15 protein-coding genes are annotated in these 15,461 nt (G+C 57.7%); 3 read left to right on the plus strand and 12 right to left on the minus strand.

Annotated features, from left to right (window positions below):
• Positions 1-6 precede the first annotated feature (6 nt).
• From aalo17_RS09225 to mraZ, 3 genes are read right to left on the minus strand one after another with little or no spacing between them, the layout of a single operon-like run.
• Positions 7-315 carry a hypothetical protein gene (locus aalo17_RS09225; RefSeq protein WP_067558592.1) on the minus strand — a complete coding sequence of 103 codons (309 nt, stop codon included), beginning with the start codon at positions 313-315 and terminating at the stop codon, positions 7-9.
• Entirely contained in the window at positions 296-1,234 is a 939-nt protein-coding gene (gene rsmH / locus aalo17_RS09230; RefSeq protein WP_067558594.1) for a 16S rRNA (cytosine(1402)-N(4))-methyltransferase RsmH, read from the minus strand. Before rsmH ends, aalo17_RS09225 begins: the two co-directional genes overlap by 20 nt.
• 1 nt (position 1,235) lies before the next feature.
• Positions 1,236-1,664, minus strand: a complete 429-nt coding sequence (gene mraZ, locus aalo17_RS09235) for a division/cell wall cluster transcriptional repressor MraZ (protein ID WP_423782590.1) — start codon at positions 1,662-1,664, stop codon at positions 1,236-1,238.
• A gap of 192 nt (positions 1,665-1,856) precedes the next feature.
• Here mraZ and aalo17_RS09240 point away from each other — a divergent pair, with 192 nt between their 5' ends.
• Genes aalo17_RS09240 through aalo17_RS09250 form a run of 3 tightly spaced genes read left to right on the plus strand, consistent with a single transcriptional unit; the run spans position 1,857 to position 4,496 of the window.
• Positions 1,857-3,389, plus strand: a complete 1,533-nt coding sequence (locus aalo17_RS09240; RefSeq protein WP_067558599.1) for an L-lactate permease — start codon at positions 1,857-1,859, stop codon at positions 3,387-3,389.
• Positions 3,390-3,399: 10 nt separating this feature from the next.
• Entirely contained in the window at positions 3,400-3,948 is a 549-nt protein-coding gene (locus tag aalo17_RS09245; protein ID WP_067558602.1) for a chromate transporter, read from the plus strand.
• Positions 3,945-4,496 (plus strand): chromate transporter, encoded by a 552-nt coding sequence (locus aalo17_RS09250; RefSeq protein ID WP_067558605.1) that lies wholly within the window; start codon positions 3,945-3,947, stop codon positions 4,494-4,496. The genes aalo17_RS09245 and aalo17_RS09250 overlap by 4 nt, the downstream gene beginning before the upstream one ends.
• 583 nt (positions 4,497-5,079) lie before the next feature.
• Here aalo17_RS09250 and aalo17_RS09260 read toward each other — a convergent pair.
• The 9 genes from aalo17_RS09260 to aalo17_RS09305 all read right to left on the minus strand — a co-directional run bounded on the left by aalo17_RS09260 (position 5,080) and on the right by aalo17_RS09305 (position 15,461).
• Positions 5,080-5,478: a hypothetical protein gene (locus tag aalo17_RS09260; protein WP_067558610.1), complete on the minus strand. Its 399-nt coding sequence runs from the start codon at positions 5,476-5,478 to the stop codon at positions 5,080-5,082.
• Between the two features lie 23 nt (positions 5,479-5,501).
• Complete coding sequence (locus aalo17_RS09265; RefSeq protein WP_067558611.1) at positions 5,502-6,668, minus strand: FprA family A-type flavoprotein; 1,167 nt, start codon at positions 6,666-6,668, stop codon at positions 5,502-5,504.
• 56 nt (positions 6,669-6,724) lie between these two features.
• Positions 6,725-7,657: an alpha/beta fold hydrolase gene (locus tag aalo17_RS09270; RefSeq protein ID WP_067558614.1), complete on the minus strand. Its 933-nt coding sequence runs from the start codon at positions 7,655-7,657 to the stop codon at positions 6,725-6,727.
• Entirely contained in the window at positions 7,654-8,271 is a 618-nt protein-coding gene (locus aalo17_RS09275) for a hypothetical protein (RefSeq protein ID WP_067558616.1), read from the minus strand. Before aalo17_RS09275 ends, aalo17_RS09270 begins: the two co-directional genes overlap by 4 nt.
• A gap of 279 nt (positions 8,272-8,550) precedes the next feature.
• Complete coding sequence (ltrA, locus tag aalo17_RS09285) at positions 8,551-9,852, minus strand: group II intron reverse transcriptase/maturase (protein ID WP_067558620.1); 1,302 nt, start codon at positions 9,850-9,852, stop codon at positions 8,551-8,553.
• A 546-nt stretch (positions 9,853-10,398) separates the two neighbouring features.
• Entirely contained in the window at positions 10,399-11,808 is a 1,410-nt protein-coding gene (locus aalo17_RS09290) for a zinc-binding dehydrogenase (RefSeq protein WP_082743456.1), read from the minus strand.
• A 141-nt stretch (positions 11,809-11,949) separates the two neighbouring features.
• Positions 11,950-12,873, minus strand: a complete 924-nt coding sequence (gene pfkB / locus aalo17_RS09295) for a 1-phosphofructokinase (RefSeq protein ID WP_067558621.1) — start codon at positions 12,871-12,873, stop codon at positions 11,950-11,952.
• Complete coding sequence (locus tag aalo17_RS09300; RefSeq protein ID WP_067558624.1) at positions 12,870-13,340, minus strand: PTS mannitol transporter subunit IIA; 471 nt, start codon at positions 13,338-13,340, stop codon at positions 12,870-12,872. The genes pfkB and aalo17_RS09300 overlap by 4 nt, the downstream gene beginning before the upstream one ends.
• A gap of 123 nt (positions 13,341-13,463) precedes the next feature.
• A complete protein-coding gene (locus aalo17_RS09305) occupies positions 13,464-15,461 on the minus strand; it encodes a BglG family transcription antiterminator (protein ID WP_067558626.1) in 1,998 nt (665 codons plus the stop codon).

Consider the following 15,461-nt stretch of genomic DNA (forward strand, 5'->3'; position numbering starts at 1 on the left):
CAGTGCCTACTGACCGGAGTCGCCGATCACGTAAATATTGCCGGAGTTGTCCTGCACCTGTTCCCCCAGCATGCTCAGCACGCGGCCCTTGTCCTGCATGCTGTGCACCTGCGCCTGCAGGTCCTCCACTTCGCTTTTCTTCCGGGCGATTTCACTGGCCAGACTCTGCTCCTTTTGCTGAAGCGTAATATTATATGAATTCAGTCCGACCTTCGCACCTCCGTAGAATACTACAGAAAACCCGAAAACAAATGTGCAGACGCCTCTGATCCCAGAGCGTCTTTTTTTGATTCCCTTACTCCGATTCCTCGCCATTTCTTTCTATTCCCCTTAATTTTGCACTGTGCGCCCGGTTGTTGTCCTGCAGCTCCTGCAGGTCTGCAGTGACCGGTTTGCGTGTAAGCAGTCGATATTGCCGTTTTTCTTCCCCTGTCTGCGGCAGTCTGCGGTCGGTCCTTGGCGGTACGGCCGCTTCTTTGAAGGCGTTTTTCACCAGACGGTCTTCGAGTGAGTGGAACGTGATGACAGCCATGCGGCCACCGGGCTTCAGCCGGTCAAGTCCCTGCTGCAGGACACTCTCCAGCTGTGCCAGTTCCCGGTTGACTTCGATCCGGATCGCCTGAAATGTCCGTTTTGCCGGATGGCCCTTCTTTCGCAGAACAGCCTGCGGCAATGCCTGGCGGATGACATCCGTCAGCTGAAACGTCGTGTCCACCGGCGCGGTTTGGCGTGCCCGCACAATGGCGGCGGCGATTTCTCCCGCAAAGGGTTCCTCGCCGTAGAGTTTCAGGATCCTGGTCAGGTCCTCTTGTGTATAGGCATTGACCACATCCCAGGCGGAAAGTGCCTGGTCCTGGTCCATGCGCATATCCAGACGTGCATCTTCCCGGTAGGAAAACCCGCGGGCCCCGTCATCAAACTGCGGGCTCGACACCCCGAGATCCATCAGGATGCCGTCCACTTTCCCGACGCCGAAAGAATCCAGCACGGAATCCAGTTCGTCAAAGGGGGCATGAATGCACGTAAATCTGTCACTGATCGCTTCAAGACGCGGTGTACTCTCGTCGATTGCTTTCTGATCCATGTCGAAGGCATAGAGATGCCCCGTTTTCAGACGGCGCAGGATCTCGCTGCTGTGACCCCCTCGTCCCAGCGTGCAGTCCACGTATATGCCGTCCGGCTTCACATCGAGCAGATCGATTGTCTCATCCAGTAAAACACTTTTATGCTCCATATCACATTTCCATCAGGCCTGAAAGACGCTCGGCCGCTTCCTCGAAGGAAGCCTCTTCCACATCTTCCACTTTCTCCCAGCGGTCTTTTGCCCAGATCTCGATATGATTGGCGACGCCAATGATGACGCACTCCTTCTCCAGACCGGCAAGCTGAACCAGGCCGGCGGGAATCAGAATTCTTCCCTGTCCGTCCAGGTCGCATTCGGCGGCTTTGGACAGCATCATCCGCTGATACATGCGGGCGTCCTTGTTCGTTGAGGGCAAAGTTTTCAGTTTCTCATATACGACCTGCCACTGGGCCATCGTATAGACATACAAGCAGCCATCCAGTCCACGGTTCACCACGACGGTCTCTCCAAGGTCTTCACGGAACTTCGCGGGCATGATCAATCGCCCCTTACGATCGATGTTGTGCGCGAATTCCCCCATGAACACGTGCCATCACCCCCACTTCCTGACACAATGCGCTACTTCGTACCACAATGATACCGCAACAGACCCCCCCATACAAATCCTTTCAAAAAAAAATCCAAAGCCCCGGTATAGCAATGCGCCGGGGCTTTGGAAATCTGATACTCTGAAAGTGCAGGCGTCTGCCTGCAGATACAGGAGAGTGAAAACATGAATACTGGACTGCTGTTTGTGCTGGGGCTCTGCCCCATTCTCTGGCTCATCCTCGCCCTGCTCGTGCTGAAATGGCCCACCTGGAAAGCGGCCGTGGGTTCGGCCCTGCTGGCGGCAATCGAAGCCATGCTGGTCTGGAAGCTTCCGGCGCTGGATACCGGATCCGCCGCCCTGGAGGGCATCATGATGGCCCTCTGGCCCATCGTGGTGGTGATCATTGCCGCGGTCTTTACCTATAACTTATGTGTAAAGACCGGTGCCATGGAAACCATCAAGGGAATGCTCGCGTCCGTGACCAGTGACAGGCGCCTGCTGGTGCTTCTCATTGCCTGGTGCTTTGGCGGCTTCATGGAAGGCATGGCCGGATTCGGCACCGCCATTGCCATTCCTGCGGGCATGCTCGCCGCCATGGGATTCGACCCCATTTTTTCGTGTCTTGTCTGCCTGCTTGCCAACGGATTCCCCACGCCCTGGGGCTCCATCGGCATTCCGACCACGACACTTGCCAACCTGGTGGGACTGGAAAACACCCACCTGTCCTTCGTGGAAAGCCTCCAGTGTGCACCCTTCATGCTGGCCGTGCCCTTCATCATGATGATGCTCGCCGGCGGAAAGGGCATGAAGTCCCTGAAGGGGATCGGATTCATCACCCTGATGTCCGGTGTCTGCTTTGTGATCCCGCAGCTGATCGTGTCCTGGTTTGTCGGGGCGGACCTGGCTGTGGTGGTCGGAGCGGTGTGTTCCATGGCCGTTACGATTGTGCTGGCCATGAAAAAGAAGACACCGCCGGAGTATGAAATGGAAGTGAAGACGGAGAAAAGCCTGACGCTGGACAAGGCGCTGCGTGCCTGGAGTCCGTTCATCATGATTTTCATCCTGCTGCTGGGCACTTCCAAGCTCGTGGCCCCGGTCAACAGCTGGCTGGCGCAGTTCTCCTCCGCCGTGTCGGTCTACACCGGTGCAGATCCCAACACCATCAGCTTTGTCTGGATCAACACCCCCGGTGTATGGATCTTTCTGTCGGCCATAGTCGGCGGTCTGATCCAGCACGCATCCTGGGAGGACTTCCGGTCCGTGTTTGTGGCCACTGTCAAACAGATGACCCCGACAATCATCACCATGTGCAGCGTGCTGGCCACCGCCAAGATCATGTCCTATTCCGGCATGATTGGGGACATCGCAGCGTTCTGCATTGCTGTCACCGGTTCCTTCTATACCATCTTCGCTCCGTGGCTCGGGTGCCTGGGCTGCTTTGTCACGGGATCTGGCACGAGCTCCGGCCTGCTCTTCGGCCAGGTGCAGATGGATGCCGCAACTGCCCTGAACATGGATCCGTTCTGGGTCGTGGGCCTCAACATGCTGGGTGTCGGCGTGGGCAAGATGCTGTCCCCGCAAAGCATTGCCATTGCCCTGTCAGCCGTCGGCCGCACGGGCAGAGATTCGGAGCTGCTGAAAAAGGTGCTGCCCTATGGGGCAGTGCTGCTGGTGTTGACAAGCCTGGTGGGATACTTCGGCAGCATCCTGCTGTAAGGGTGCATCCATGATTTACTGGGAACTGTTCTGGACGTTCGCCAAAATCGGCGCCTTCACCTTCGGCGGAGGGTATGCCATGCTGCCGATGATCCAGGCCGAGGTGGTGAGCAAAAAACACTGGGCGACGGATGACGACATCCTGGACTACTTCGCAGTGGGGCAGTGCACGCCGGGGGTCATTGCGGTGAACACCGCCAGTTTCGTGGGCTATTACCGCAAGGGCATCCCCGGGTGCATCGCCGCAACCCTGGGTGTGATTTTCCCGAGTCTGGTGATCATTCTGGTCATTGCGGCGCTGTTGTCCAGCTTTGCCTCGATTCCTCTCGTGCAGCATGCCCTGGGCGGGATCCGCATTGCAGTGGCGGTGCTGATCGTGCAGGCGGTCTACAAAATGGGAAAAGCCGGGATCACAAACGGTTTCGGCTGGATCGTTGCCCTGGCGGCGTTTGCCATCGCTGGATTTACGTCTGTGCCGACGATCGTCATCGTGATGCTGGCAGCAGCAGCCGGGGTGCTGTGGCAGCTGCATATCACCCGGAAGGGAGTGCAGTCATGAGCTGGAAACTGCTGCTGACACTGTTCTTCGAATTCTTCAAGACCGGGTTGTTTGCCGTCGGCGGAGGCCTGGCGACGATTCCGTTCCTGCAGGAGATGATGAACAAATATCACTGGTTCAGCACATCGGATCTCATGAACATGATTGCTGTCAGCGAGTCCACCCCGGGTCCCATCGGTGTGAACATGGCCACTTATGTGGGCTACCATGTCACAGGCGGCCACATTCTGGGGGCGGTGACCACGACCATCGGACTGGTGATGCCGTCGGTGATCATCATCTGCATCATTGCGAAGTTCCTGCAGAAGTTCCGCACCAATCACTGGGTGAACGATGTGTTCTCGGGACTGCGGCCGGCGGTGACGGGACTGATTGCGGCGACCGGGATTTCGGTGCTTCAGGCGGCGCTGATGCCGGGATCCGGTCTCGACTGGATCCGGGTGGCGGTGTTTGTGGCTGCAGGCGCCTTTGTCCTGTACTTCAAAAAGCTGCATCCCATTGTGCTGATCTCGCTTTGCACGGTGGCGGGCATCGTGCTGCAGCTTTAGAAACGGTTTCAGGCACCGGGGGAGCAGATTTCCGGTCCTGAACTGTACAAAAAGAAACAGGAAAAAGCCATCGGCTCTTCCCGCCTGCATCACTGTGCAGGTCCGGGAAAAGACGATGGCTTTTTGTGTACGGCTGAAGTATAGCCACAGGCCAGATCCGCAGAACGCATCGACCATGCAGATCCTCTCCGGAGCGGGCCCCGTTTCAGGACAGGCAGTCAGGTTTTTTTGCAAGAAGAAAGAAAACCGTCCGTCGCTTCTGTGGATGGAGAAGCTCCGGCCGGTCTTCGCTGGTCTCATTCCGATAAGAACCTCCCGTCTGTCATGCAGCATGAACGCGTGAAGAGTCCGGGTGCAGCACTGCCCCTCTATCGGATTGCCCGATTACAGTATAATGCAATGTGACACAGGATGTGACTGTCATGCACACAGCTGTCCCTTCTGTCGGTAGGTCCGGGCAAATGATTTTTTTCAGGGAAGACAGGGACGGCCACATACCGCATCCTGTTCAGAGAAAAGGGGCTGTAATCAGCCTGCAGACCGTAAAACCGGCCTTACTGTTACAGCCCCTTTTTGTCCGGATTCAGTCTGCCTGCAGCGTGCAGTTCTGCTTGAAAAACAGCGTCTGCGCCTCCTTCAGCGTCAGGTGCATGGTGGCAAGCAGCGGGGAATCTGTGTCGGACCCGTAATAGGCGCCGGTATCCGTGACCCGCAGACCCGTAAAGATCAGGTTGCCGGCATTCACGCCGTAATAGACTTCACAGCCTGCATCGGGACCTGCAGCCTGAATGCAGTCCCGGATATCGTCCAGGATATTTGCAGCCGGATAGGACAGCGACGGCAGGTCATTGAACCATGTCAGCGCCGCATCCCAGACCGTACCGGTGGCTTCGTCTTTGTCCATCAGCTCCCGGATGGATCCGGGCTCCAGCTGCAAAGCCTTCTCCAGATCCTGTTCATTCATGCCGTTGGCCGTCAGCATCTGCGGCAGCCACTTTGAGGGAGTCAAGCCTTAACCAGCTGCTCAGCCAGAGCCTGCAGCTTTGCCTTGTCTTCCTCCTTCATGCGGCCTTTGATCGTCACCACGGGTTCAATCACCGTGATGTCCTTCATCTCCGCCAGTTCTGCCTTGATGGCCTTCGCGGCAGCCGGGCTCCAGGATCCGTTTTCCACAATGGCAACCGTGCGCTTCTGCCATGCCTTGTGCTTCAGGGTGTTCAGCAGGCGCTCCATGGCCGGGAACATGCCCATATTGTAGGTGGAGCTGGCCAGCACGGTCTTCGGGCAGCGGAAGGCTTCCGCCATCACCTGGTGCACATCCTGCCGTGTCAGGTCCCGCAGGATGACATTCTGTCCCATGTTTTCCAGGACATCCTTCAGGTATTCGCACGCCTTGAAGGTTCCGCCATACGCGCAGGCGCAGGCAATCAGGATCGCATCCTGATCCGGTTCGTACCGGCTCCACTTGTCATACAGACCGATGTACTTGCCCAGGTCCTCCTTCAGGACCGGGCCATGCAGCGGACAGATCGTCTCGATGTCCAGCGTGGCGGCTTTCTTCAGCACTCCCTGCACCTGGGGGCCATATTTGCCCACGATATTGAAATAGTAGCGGGCCGCTTCCGGTTCCCACTCATCCTGGATGTCCAGGGTCCCGAACTTGCCGAACCCGTCTGCAGAGAACAGCACTTTGTCTTCGGGAACATAGGTCATCATGACCTCCGGCCAGTGCACCATGGGAGCGAACACAAACTTCAGGTGTTTGCCGCCCAGATCCAGTTCATCGCCTTCCTTCACTTCCACCTTGCGGTCTTCCAGGTCGTCAATGGTGAAGTAATTGGGCAGCATCCGGAATGTCGTGGCATTGCCCACGATCTTCATGTCCGGATACTTCTCTGCCAGCAGACCGATGTTCGCCGCATGGTCGGGCTCCAGGTGGGAAACAACCAGGTAATCCGGCGTCCTGCCATCCAGTGCCTCTTCCATCTTTGCAAGCCATTCACCGGTCTTTCTGGCATCTATGGTATCCATGATTACGGTCTTGTCTTTGCCCTTCACCACATACGAGTTGTAGGCCACACCATTGGGAACGGTGTACTGGGATTCAAACAGATCGAGGTTGGGATCGTCTGCCCCGATATAAACAATATCCTCATTGATCAGCTGTTTCATACTACCTCCTGTATGACAGGCCTCTGCTGTGAACGCTGCCTGTCCTGCTCTATTGATTATACGTCAGTTTCCGGGTCTCTGGATGTTACCAGAAACGTCAGTATGTCATTCATGACCACCCGGGCCTCTTTCTCCAGCAATATCTCATGCCGCATAGCCGGATACAGTGTCCCACGCACATCCTGGTAGCCCAGGGTGCGCAGAAAATCCTGTTCGGCGATCCATTTCTGACGGGATCCGATGACCGGGTCATCCTCGCCGGCTATGAAGAACACCGGCAGATCCGGGTGTTTCATCTGCCAGCCCTTCGGACTGTAGACATCCCGCACGAGGCTGAACAGGTTCATGTACCCGTTGAGCGTGAAATGGAACCCGTCCAGGGGATGGTCGTTGAACGCCTGCACATTCTCTTCATTGGCCGAAAGCCAGGCATTGCCGCCGAATTTGCGGCCAAAGGCCCCATCCGCCAGTTCGTGTATGAACCGCGAGCGGTGGCGGCCGCCCCTGACTTTCGCCAGGGTCCTGGCCAGCACCAGTCCCGCCTGTGCACCCGGATTGTTCCAGGGGGCCCCGGAGAGAATCAGCGCCGAGATCTGGTCGTCATGGGTCTTCAGATACTTGCGGGCCACGAGCGATCCCATGGAATGCCCCAGCAGCGTGACGGGCACATCCCTGAACCGGGCCCGGATGCCGCAGGTGACCTGATGGAGGTCTTCGACAATGGCCTCTCCGTCTTCGTCCCCGAAAAATCCCAGGGTGCCGGACTCCAGCGCCTGCTGTCCGTGTCCCCGGTGGTCATGGATCACCGCCCCATAGCCCCGTGCGGCGAGAAACTCCATGAACGGCAGATACCGCTCCTTGTGCTCGCACATGCCATGGGAGATCTGCACGATGCCTGACAGCGTCCCGGGATCATCCGGGAGGGTCAGCAAGACGTCCAGCGGCAGGCCATCCTGCCGGGAGGTCAGGGAAAAGTGTTCGGTTTTCATTGCAGTTGGCGCTCCCTTCTTCTGTTCCGTGCCATGAGAAAGCTGGTGACCACATCACAGACCGGGATCAGCAGCAGCACCGTCCGGATCAGGAACAGCTTCGGCGTAAGATTCGAAGACTCAATGCTGCGGTACATGCCCGCCATGTCATAGGCACTGGTGATCAGCAGCATGGTATAGGCAATACCCAGAAACACCGGTACCCCTGTATCTGCCGTGAGGTAGATGTGGATGCATTCCAGGGGAAGCAGACACAGCTTGCCGGCAAAGGCCGCATCATACAGCTGGGTGGTGCCGGCTGTTTTCTTTCCCGCAAACAGGAACACCAGGTTCACGATGAGCAGAATGTAATAGAAAATCAGCAGGGCACCACTGGCTGTCAGGTAAAACAGCTGGATTTCGCTGATCAGAGCCGCAAGCGGCAGCCACAGGATATACTGCCTGTCAAACCACGCGGCCAGGATCATGAGGATCATCGTCGCTGCCAGAAGCAGGGCGGAGACCAGCATGTTCGGGAAGACCAGTAGCAGCAGACTCTGGATCAGCAGCAGACAGACGGCCCACCGCAGGCATTTTGCTGCCAGTGGCGGATTTGCGTTACCAGCTGAGAACATAAACCACCACAATGGCAATCACAAGAACAAGCGCAGTCAGCGCCATCCACCGGCTTCGTCCGGATTCCGTTTTTCCTTCATATTTGTCCATGCATCCATTATAAAAGGTTTGTCTTTTCCTGTCTTCCACCAGCAGAGCCGGTGTGTGCAGACTGCCACTCGCAAAGGGCACGGCCCTGCAGACACAATAGAGTAGGGAGAGACAGGTTAGTTCTGCCCCTCCCTCTCACACCACCGTACGTACGGATCCGTATACGGCGGTTCATGTCTACATAACACTTATGCACAAGAGTAGTATTTCCAGGGATCGACCAGTCCAGGCCGATCCTTTCTTTTCAACGAGAGAATATGCGGGTTCAGGATCATGTTCACCACTTCGTTGTTTCCCAGTCTGTACCAGCCACAGTGCGTCATGCTCTGCGCAAAGACATATGACTTGGGAAATGGGTGGCTGATCCGTCCATTGAGCTTCCACAGGTTGGTGAAGATCGTTCCCCTGCGCTTCCACTGCTTCAGGATCACTACCCTCACCCGGTGCCTCATCCATGGGCCAAATGTTTCCTTCAGCCACATACTCATCGCACCGATTCGGTAGTAGTTGATCCACCCCCGCATGATCTGGTTGATCCTCGTGAATGTGACCGCCAGCGGTATGGCCGCCGCTTTTCTGCGGACAGTCACGCTCCTGATCTTCTCCTTCAGGCGTTTCTTGCTGTCATCATGCGGCCTGCACTTCCATCCATCGCTGCCCTTCCAGAATGTGAACCCGAGGAACTTTCCTTTGGTTGGTCTCACTACTCTGGTTTTCTCGGCGCTGGCTGTCAGGAACAGCTTCCGCTTCAGCCAGCTGATCACACTGGCCATCACACGGTGTGCCGCCTTTTCGCTCTTCGTGAAGATGATGCAGTCATCCGCATACCTCACGAATCGCAGTCCTCTCTTTTCAAGCTCCTTGTCGAACTTGTCCAGATAGATATTGGCCAGAAGCGGGGACAGCGGGCCACCCTGAGGCGTTCCTTCCTCTGTTTTCTGCTTCACGCCATTCTCCATCACTCCTGCTTTCAGGAATTTCCGAATGAGTCCCAGTACTTCGGATTCATTCATCTGTTCCCGGATGATGGAGATCAGCTTGTCCTGATTCACCCGGTCAAAGAACTTCTCTATGTCCAGATCCACGATCCAGTCATATCCTTCGTTCAGGTAGACCATGGCTTGCAGGACCGCCTGCTGGGCACTCCTGTCCGGTCGGAATCCATAGCTGTATTCGCTGAATACAGGCTCATAGACTTGCGACAGCTGCTGACTCACTGCCTGCTGGATCACCCTGTCAACGACTGTAGGGATGCCCAGGGGCCTTTTCTTCCCGTTTGGTTTGGGGATATAGACCCTTCTTGCAGGCTGGGGCTTATAGGTCCCTTTCAGCAGACCATTACTGATCTCCTCCTTGTGAGCCTCCATGTATTCGGACAGTTCTTCCACCCCCATCCCATCAACTCCGGCACTGCCTTTGTTGGCTTTCACCTTCCTGCAGGCTGTTTCCAGATTGGCGGGATGTGCGATCCTCTCGATCATTCTCGGCATACTTGCGGTTTCCTTACTATCCTTTTCAGACCGGACACCTGTTCCCTGATTCCTTTTTGTGTCCGCCGCTTCCGGGTTACGTTCCCTTCTGCTTTGGACAGGATCTTTCTGGAATGGTGTCCTGTTGTCATATAGCCGAAACTCTATAGACATGTTCGGTCCTTCGCTCCTTCTTCCATTACAGAAGCTATCCACACTACTACGACCTTGGCTGACTCCCTGTGACAAACCGTTTTCGACCATTCTGCTCTGCCTTTGAACCTCACCTCTTGGCTGATTCACGAAGTACAGATGGGGAATGTCCACAGGGCCTCCCGGGGTAAGGTGCACTTCTTTCGTTCCATGACCTCCTGATTTACTGCTTTGGCTACGTCTGCCTGTTGGGTTAAGACACATCGGCGCCCTCTCCCGCCGCCACAGCCTTATATCCGATTTCTGTTCGTAGGTTCGGAACTTTGATACACGCTTCTTTCACGAACCCCCTTACAGTCATAGGTCCGCTTGCGTTTCTCTACTCTTACCGGCAGATAAGTTGAGGCTGGACTCTCACCAGCTAGAAGTGCACCATGCCCGGCACACCGACAAAGGGACAGCAGATATCCGCTGTCCCTTTTGCGCAGGTATTCTCGAGATTCGAACATACGTGTATACGCGCGTCAGCGGCCGGGATCTGCCCGGACCGCAGGCACGACACCATGCAGCTGTTTCGGCAAAATGTTCCAGCAGCATCCGTTCTGCTTTTGCCGACCACAGTCCGCGGTTTTCCCGGCAGACTTTGTCCAGTTCCAGGAAAAAGGGATCTTTGTCTGCAAGACTGTCCAGATCTTCAATGGCCGTCATAGGCATGTTTATGTGCGTGTATACCAGTTTCTTTCCCCCTGGCACATTCGGGAGATCTTTCGTGACCTCCACCGCCGAATCCAGACCGCCCACATGCGTGATCATCACTGCCGACTCAATGCGGCCATCCGCGTTCTTTTCGATGGCTTCCTTCATGTCGTCGATCGTCCCGCCCGTGGAGCCGATGATCTTGGTGCGCGAATAGTGGCTGTCATAGAGATTCACCGTTGCGGAAAACTCCGCATTTGTCGGTCCGGCAAACAGGTTCATGCACCCGTCGTAAGCCAGCAGCCGGTTTCCCATTTCGCAGACCGCCGCATTGGGGATATAGACAAACACATCGTCATAGCCTTTCCCCTCTGTGAGATCCATCAGATGTTTCTCCGGGTCCTCCAGGGATGCCGTGTTCACGTATACCAGCTCCACACCATGTCTGGCGGCTTCTTTTTCGCTGATGACCTCACGCGCCCGGGCGATCCTGGCATCGCTGATTTCCGTCACCACGATGCGCTTTGGCTTGTTTTCAAACGTCAGCCCATAGGAAATGGCACCCAGTCCCATGGGGCCGCAGCCGCCGAGAATCAGGATGCTGCCACCCTCCTTTGTCCCCATGACATGTTCATAGCTGCCGGGCTTCGTGTGGTAGTTTGTGTGATACCCGCCGATGCAGCAGGACACCGGCTCCGCCACGGAACTGGCGAAATACGCATCGCCGTCATACGTCCAGAGGCAGCCGGCTTCAATGATGTCATTGGGAAAAATGCAGTATTCTGTATCTCCGCCGCACCACTGGTAGGAGTATCCCGGAGATTCCATATGTCCGGAAATTGCCGGCTGCTGGGCGAATTTCTGCCCCGGCTGGAACCGGTCCTGCCACTTTTTGCCGACCTGGATGATATCCCCCGCAAATTCGTGGCCGATGATCACCGGATTCTCGTGCACATCATCGGGCACCCGCTTGTGCTTTGCTCCCTGCTTCACGGTTTTCCATGTGGACATGCAGATGGAATCCGAGACCACCTTGACCAGGATCTCGTCGTCTGCGATTTCCGGCAGCTCGAATTCCTCCAGCCGGATGTCATCCACGCCATACAGGCGAATCGCTCTTGTCTTCATGCTCATTCCCTTCCTTCCCGTTCTCTGTATTTCTTTTCTTGTATTTTTCGCACCGGCCGGATCAAAGACAGCCGGTTTTTCGGTTTTCCGTCAGTCCGCGGCTCTGCAGCCTGCCAGCCTGTCTGCAGCCATGGCCTGTTTTCAGGCTTCTTCCCAGGTGACCCGCACCTTCAGGTCTTCCACTGTGACGGCATCCGCCGGCTGTGTTCCCTCTGTCATGCAGGCCCCGGCAGACAGAGCCACAGCCAGAACCGCCGTCTGTTCCAGGTCCAGTCCCTGCTCCAGGCTGCAGGCCAGGCCCGCCACCATCGCATCTCCGGCACCCACCGCCGACTGGAAGGGAATCTTCAGCGCCGGCAGGACCAGTGCCCTGTCAGCCGTGACAAACAGACTGCCGTCCTCCCCCATGGAAATGACCACCAGCCGGGTGCCGGCTTCCATCAGCTGCCTGGCCAGGGAAATCATTGTGTCTGTATCCAGCGTCTCTTCCGGCATGCCGAAATACTGACTCAGTTCAAACCGGTTGGGCTTGATGACATCCGGCCCTGCCTGGATTCCCTCCCGGAAGAGCCCGCCATCGGCATCAAGGATCACCTGCAGCCCCCGGCGCTGCGCGGTTTCCGTCAGCCGGCGGTAAATGTCTTCCGGAACCCCCGGGCCAACGTTGCCCGACAGCACCAGGATCCCTTCTGCAGCTGCCAGTGTTTCCTCCAGACGCCGGATGTCATCCGCACTGCAGGCCGGCCCCGCTTCGTTGAGTTCCGTCAGCGTCATGGCCGCATCCAGCACCTTGAGGTTGGTCCGCGTGTTGCCCCGGATCTCCACAAAGTCATGGGCGATACCCAGATCCGTCAGCCTCTCCCGGATGAACTGCCCGGCGTTGCCTGCCAGGAATCCCGTTGCGCGCGAGGGGACCCCAATGGCTTTCAGAGTCTTCGATACATTAATGCCCTTGCCCCCGGCATCCTGCCGGACATTCTGCAGGCGGTTGAGTCCGCCGGTCACCAGTGTTTCGACCTGTGCGGTTTTGTCCACCGCGGGGTTGAACGTCACGGTTGTGATCATGCGGCGTCTCCCGTCATGACAGAATGGATGAATTCCGGGGATCCCTGCACCACCTGTTCCACCACATCCATGTCCCCGAGTTTCTCGGCAATGTTCTGCAGGATCGTGACGTGTTCATCCGTCGTGGCGGCGATCCCGATCACCACACGCACCCGTCCGCTGGCCCAGGGAATGCCCTCGGGGTAAATCTGGATCGCCAGCCCGGTCTGCTTCACGCAGTCCTTCACTTCATACTCCCCGTGGGGAATCGCAATGTCGTTCCCGATGTATGTGGTCAGGCTGTGGTCCCGGTTCAGCATGCCCTGGATGTAGCCCTCGTCAATGTATCCCGCATCCAGCAGCATGTGGCCGACCGACATGATTGCCTCGTCGCTGTCCGCCGCCCGGCAGCCCGTCCGGATGTTCTTCACGTCCAGGATCCGGTTCTTCGGGTCCTCTTTCTGTTTTTTCTTCCTGAAAAATGCCATGGTGTTCTCCTTTTTCCCTTCCGCTTTCTGTTCATTCTGTTTCGTGTTTCTGCAGGATTTCGCCCGCTGTCAGTCGCTGTCGCCGATGAAAGCCAGGCTGTCGATGCCCGCCTGCGCCTGTCATCACAGGCCGTGCCGCAGAAAATCCGCCAGCAGCCGGTCCGTCGCCTCCCGTGCCGCTTGAGCCGGTCCGGACAGGAGCACCTGGCGGAATCCGGCATCCTGCCCCATCTGACGATTGACCTGTGCCAGCAGCTGCTGCATGGGAGGTGTATGGTCTGCGGGCAGCACGGTGACAAGCACCCCGCGCAGCCCGTTGTCATACTGACCGCCTGCGGGCAGAAGAATGGCTGCCTGGATCCTGGCCGTACCGCCGGTCCGGGCATGGAAGAGGGCGAAGCCTTCCTCCGGCGCCCTCACCGCTCCCAGCTGTTCACGCCGCCACAGATCCTGCTCCAGGATTTCCGTGTCTCCCTGCAGGCTACAGGCTGCTTCATGGATCAGCACAGCCGGGTCATAGACTGTGCCTGTCGGGATCCGGACAATGCCAGTCTGCAGCATCCGGACAGCCCGGGCTGTCTCTTCCACCTGTACCAGCAGATCCTCCAGGTTCTCTGCCTGCACACCGCCTCTGGCCGGTTTTGCCTGCAGACCCGCCAGCTCTGTCTGGATCTGCCTGAGATCCGCAGCCGGCAGAAGCGGCGACACCTTCAGCGTCCTGGCGGGCAGTCCCTGGACATCGAAGGTCGTCAGGAACAGCTCCACGTCCTGGCGGCTGACTGCCTCCGGGGCTGACAGGGCCTCCAGGTCCATCTGAGCACCGAAGGTTTTCTCCAGTCTGGCGCACAGCAGAGCCGAGACCCCGATCCCGCTGGCGCAGACCACCGCCGCTTTCACACGCCTTCCATGCTGCTGTCCGGCCCGCTCGAAACAGGCCCCGGCATGCATGGTCAGAAACCCGATTTCCTCGTCCGAGAGCCGCATCCCCAGCCGGCGTTCCATGGCGCCAGCCGCCTGCCTTGTGCGTTCAAACAGATCCGGATACTGTTCCCGGAGAGTTTTCAGCAGCGGGTTGTATATGGGCAGGCCGTTTCTCAGCCGGATCACCGTGGGCTCCAGATGGGAAACCAGGCCCTGGATGAACTGCCCGTCCGTGCCCAGGAGCGCCGGCTGTTCCCCCGGAAACCCTTCGATAAAACACCGGGCCAGTTCCAGGATCTCCTCCTGGTGTGCATCCGGGTGATTGCCGGCGCTGTTCAGCTTGGAGCCCCGCAGGTGCAGCGCCACCGCATCCACTTCCGTATCCGGGAACTCCAGGGCAAACTCTGCTTCCAGCAGTGAAATCAGTGTTCGGGCTTCCTGCCGGCTGTCTTCCATCTCCGGCAGTCCGTGCATCGCATCCCGGCATGGTTCCCCCGCCCGGATCCGTTCCAGGGCAATGACCAGATGGATCACCAGACCGATGTAGCTGTTCTGCTCGAACCGGCGGAGGCCCAGGCAGTCCCGGCCTGCGGACAGCAGGGCCAGAAGCCGTTTCAGGATGTCCTGGTCCAGCAGCGAGAGGATGGCACTCCCCCGGAACAGCTGTTCCATGGCAGTATCCGGATCAAGATAGTCCACGGTTTTGTATTCCACGCCTTCGTGCACCAGTCCGGACATGGCCTTGCGCCAGTCCTCTTCGCTTCCCTGCACCACGCCGTTCCGGGTGATCGTGAGCCCCAGCGGCTCCAGCCGTCTGCGAAGGTCCTCCAGGTCATGAGAGATCGTGGCTTCCGAGACCTGGAAGCGGCCGGCGTAGACCACCAGTTTCTGTGCCTCTTCTGCCCGGAGCAGTTCATAGAGGAGCAGGTCCTGCCGCTCTTCCCGGTTCAGCACCTGGACCGGCTGGTTCATCAGGGCGGCTGCCAGGGCCGTCCTGTTTCCTGCCAGCGCCAGTCCCGGACGTGTCTTCAGCTGCACGCCATAGGGTTCCAGCACCCGGCGGGCACTCTCCAGTTCCCGAAACAGCGTCCGCCGGCTGATGCGGATGCGCTCCGCCATGTCATCGGCCGAAATCCTGCCACCCTCCTCCTGTTCCAGCAGGATCTGGAAGATCCGGACCAGTCTGGGAGAGAAGTTCAT

Source organism: Faecalibaculum rodentium, assembly GCF_001564455.1.
Classification (GTDB): Bacteria; Bacillota_I; Bacilli_A; order Erysipelotrichales; family Erysipelotrichaceae; genus Faecalibaculum; species Faecalibaculum rodentium.

What these genes read in the sequence shown, in the direction of transcription:
- aalo17_RS09300 (WP_067558624.1), bottom strand. Translation starts at nt 13,340, where the DNA reads ATGGCATTTTTCAGGAAGAAAAAACAGAAAGAGGACCCGAAGAACCGG.
- mraZ (WP_423782590.1), bottom strand. Translation starts at nt 1,664, where the DNA reads ATGGGGGAATTCGCGCACAACATCGATCGTAAGGGGCGATTGATCATG.
- aalo17_RS09290 (WP_082743456.1), bottom strand. Translation starts at nt 11,808, where the DNA reads ATGAAGACAAGAGCGATTCGCCTGTATGGCGTGGATGACATCCGGCTG.
- aalo17_RS09240 (WP_067558599.1), top strand. Translation starts at nt 1,857, where the DNA reads ATGAATACTGGACTGCTGTTTGTGCTGGGGCTCTGCCCCATTCTCTGG.
- aalo17_RS09305 (WP_067558626.1), bottom strand. Translation starts at nt 15,461, where the DNA reads ATGAACTTCTCTCCCAGACTGGTCCGGATCTTCCAGATCCTGCTGGAA.
- pfkB (WP_067558621.1), bottom strand. Translation starts at nt 12,873, where the DNA reads ATGATCACAACCGTGACGTTCAACCCCGCGGTGGACAAAACCGCACAG.
- aalo17_RS09265 (WP_067558611.1), bottom strand. Translation starts at nt 6,668, where the DNA reads ATGAAACAGCTGATCAATGAGGATATTGTTTATATCGGGGCAGACGAT.
- rsmH (WP_067558594.1), bottom strand. Translation starts at nt 1,234, where the DNA reads ATGGAGCATAAAAGTGTTTTACTGGATGAGACAATCGATCTGCTCGAT.
- aalo17_RS09270 (WP_067558614.1), bottom strand. Translation starts at nt 7,657, where the DNA reads ATGAAAACCGAACACTTTTCCCTGACCTCCCGGCAGGATGGCCTGCCG.
- aalo17_RS09245 (WP_067558602.1), top strand. Translation starts at nt 3,400, where the DNA reads ATGATTTACTGGGAACTGTTCTGGACGTTCGCCAAAATCGGCGCCTTC.
- aalo17_RS09260 (WP_067558610.1), bottom strand. Translation starts at nt 5,478, where the DNA reads ATGCTGACGGCCAACGGCATGAATGAACAGGATCTGGAGAAGGCTTTG.
- aalo17_RS09275 (WP_067558616.1), bottom strand. Translation starts at nt 8,271, where the DNA reads ATGTTCTCAGCTGGTAACGCAAATCCGCCACTGGCAGCAAAATGCCTG.
- aalo17_RS09225 (WP_067558592.1), bottom strand. Translation starts at nt 315, where the DNA reads ATGGCGAGGAATCGGAGTAAGGGAATCAAAAAAAGACGCTCTGGGATC.
- aalo17_RS09250 (WP_067558605.1), top strand. Translation starts at nt 3,945, where the DNA reads ATGAGCTGGAAACTGCTGCTGACACTGTTCTTCGAATTCTTCAAGACC.
- ltrA (WP_067558620.1), bottom strand. Translation starts at nt 9,852, where the DNA reads ATGCCGAGAATGATCGAGAGGATCGCACATCCCGCCAATCTGGAAACA.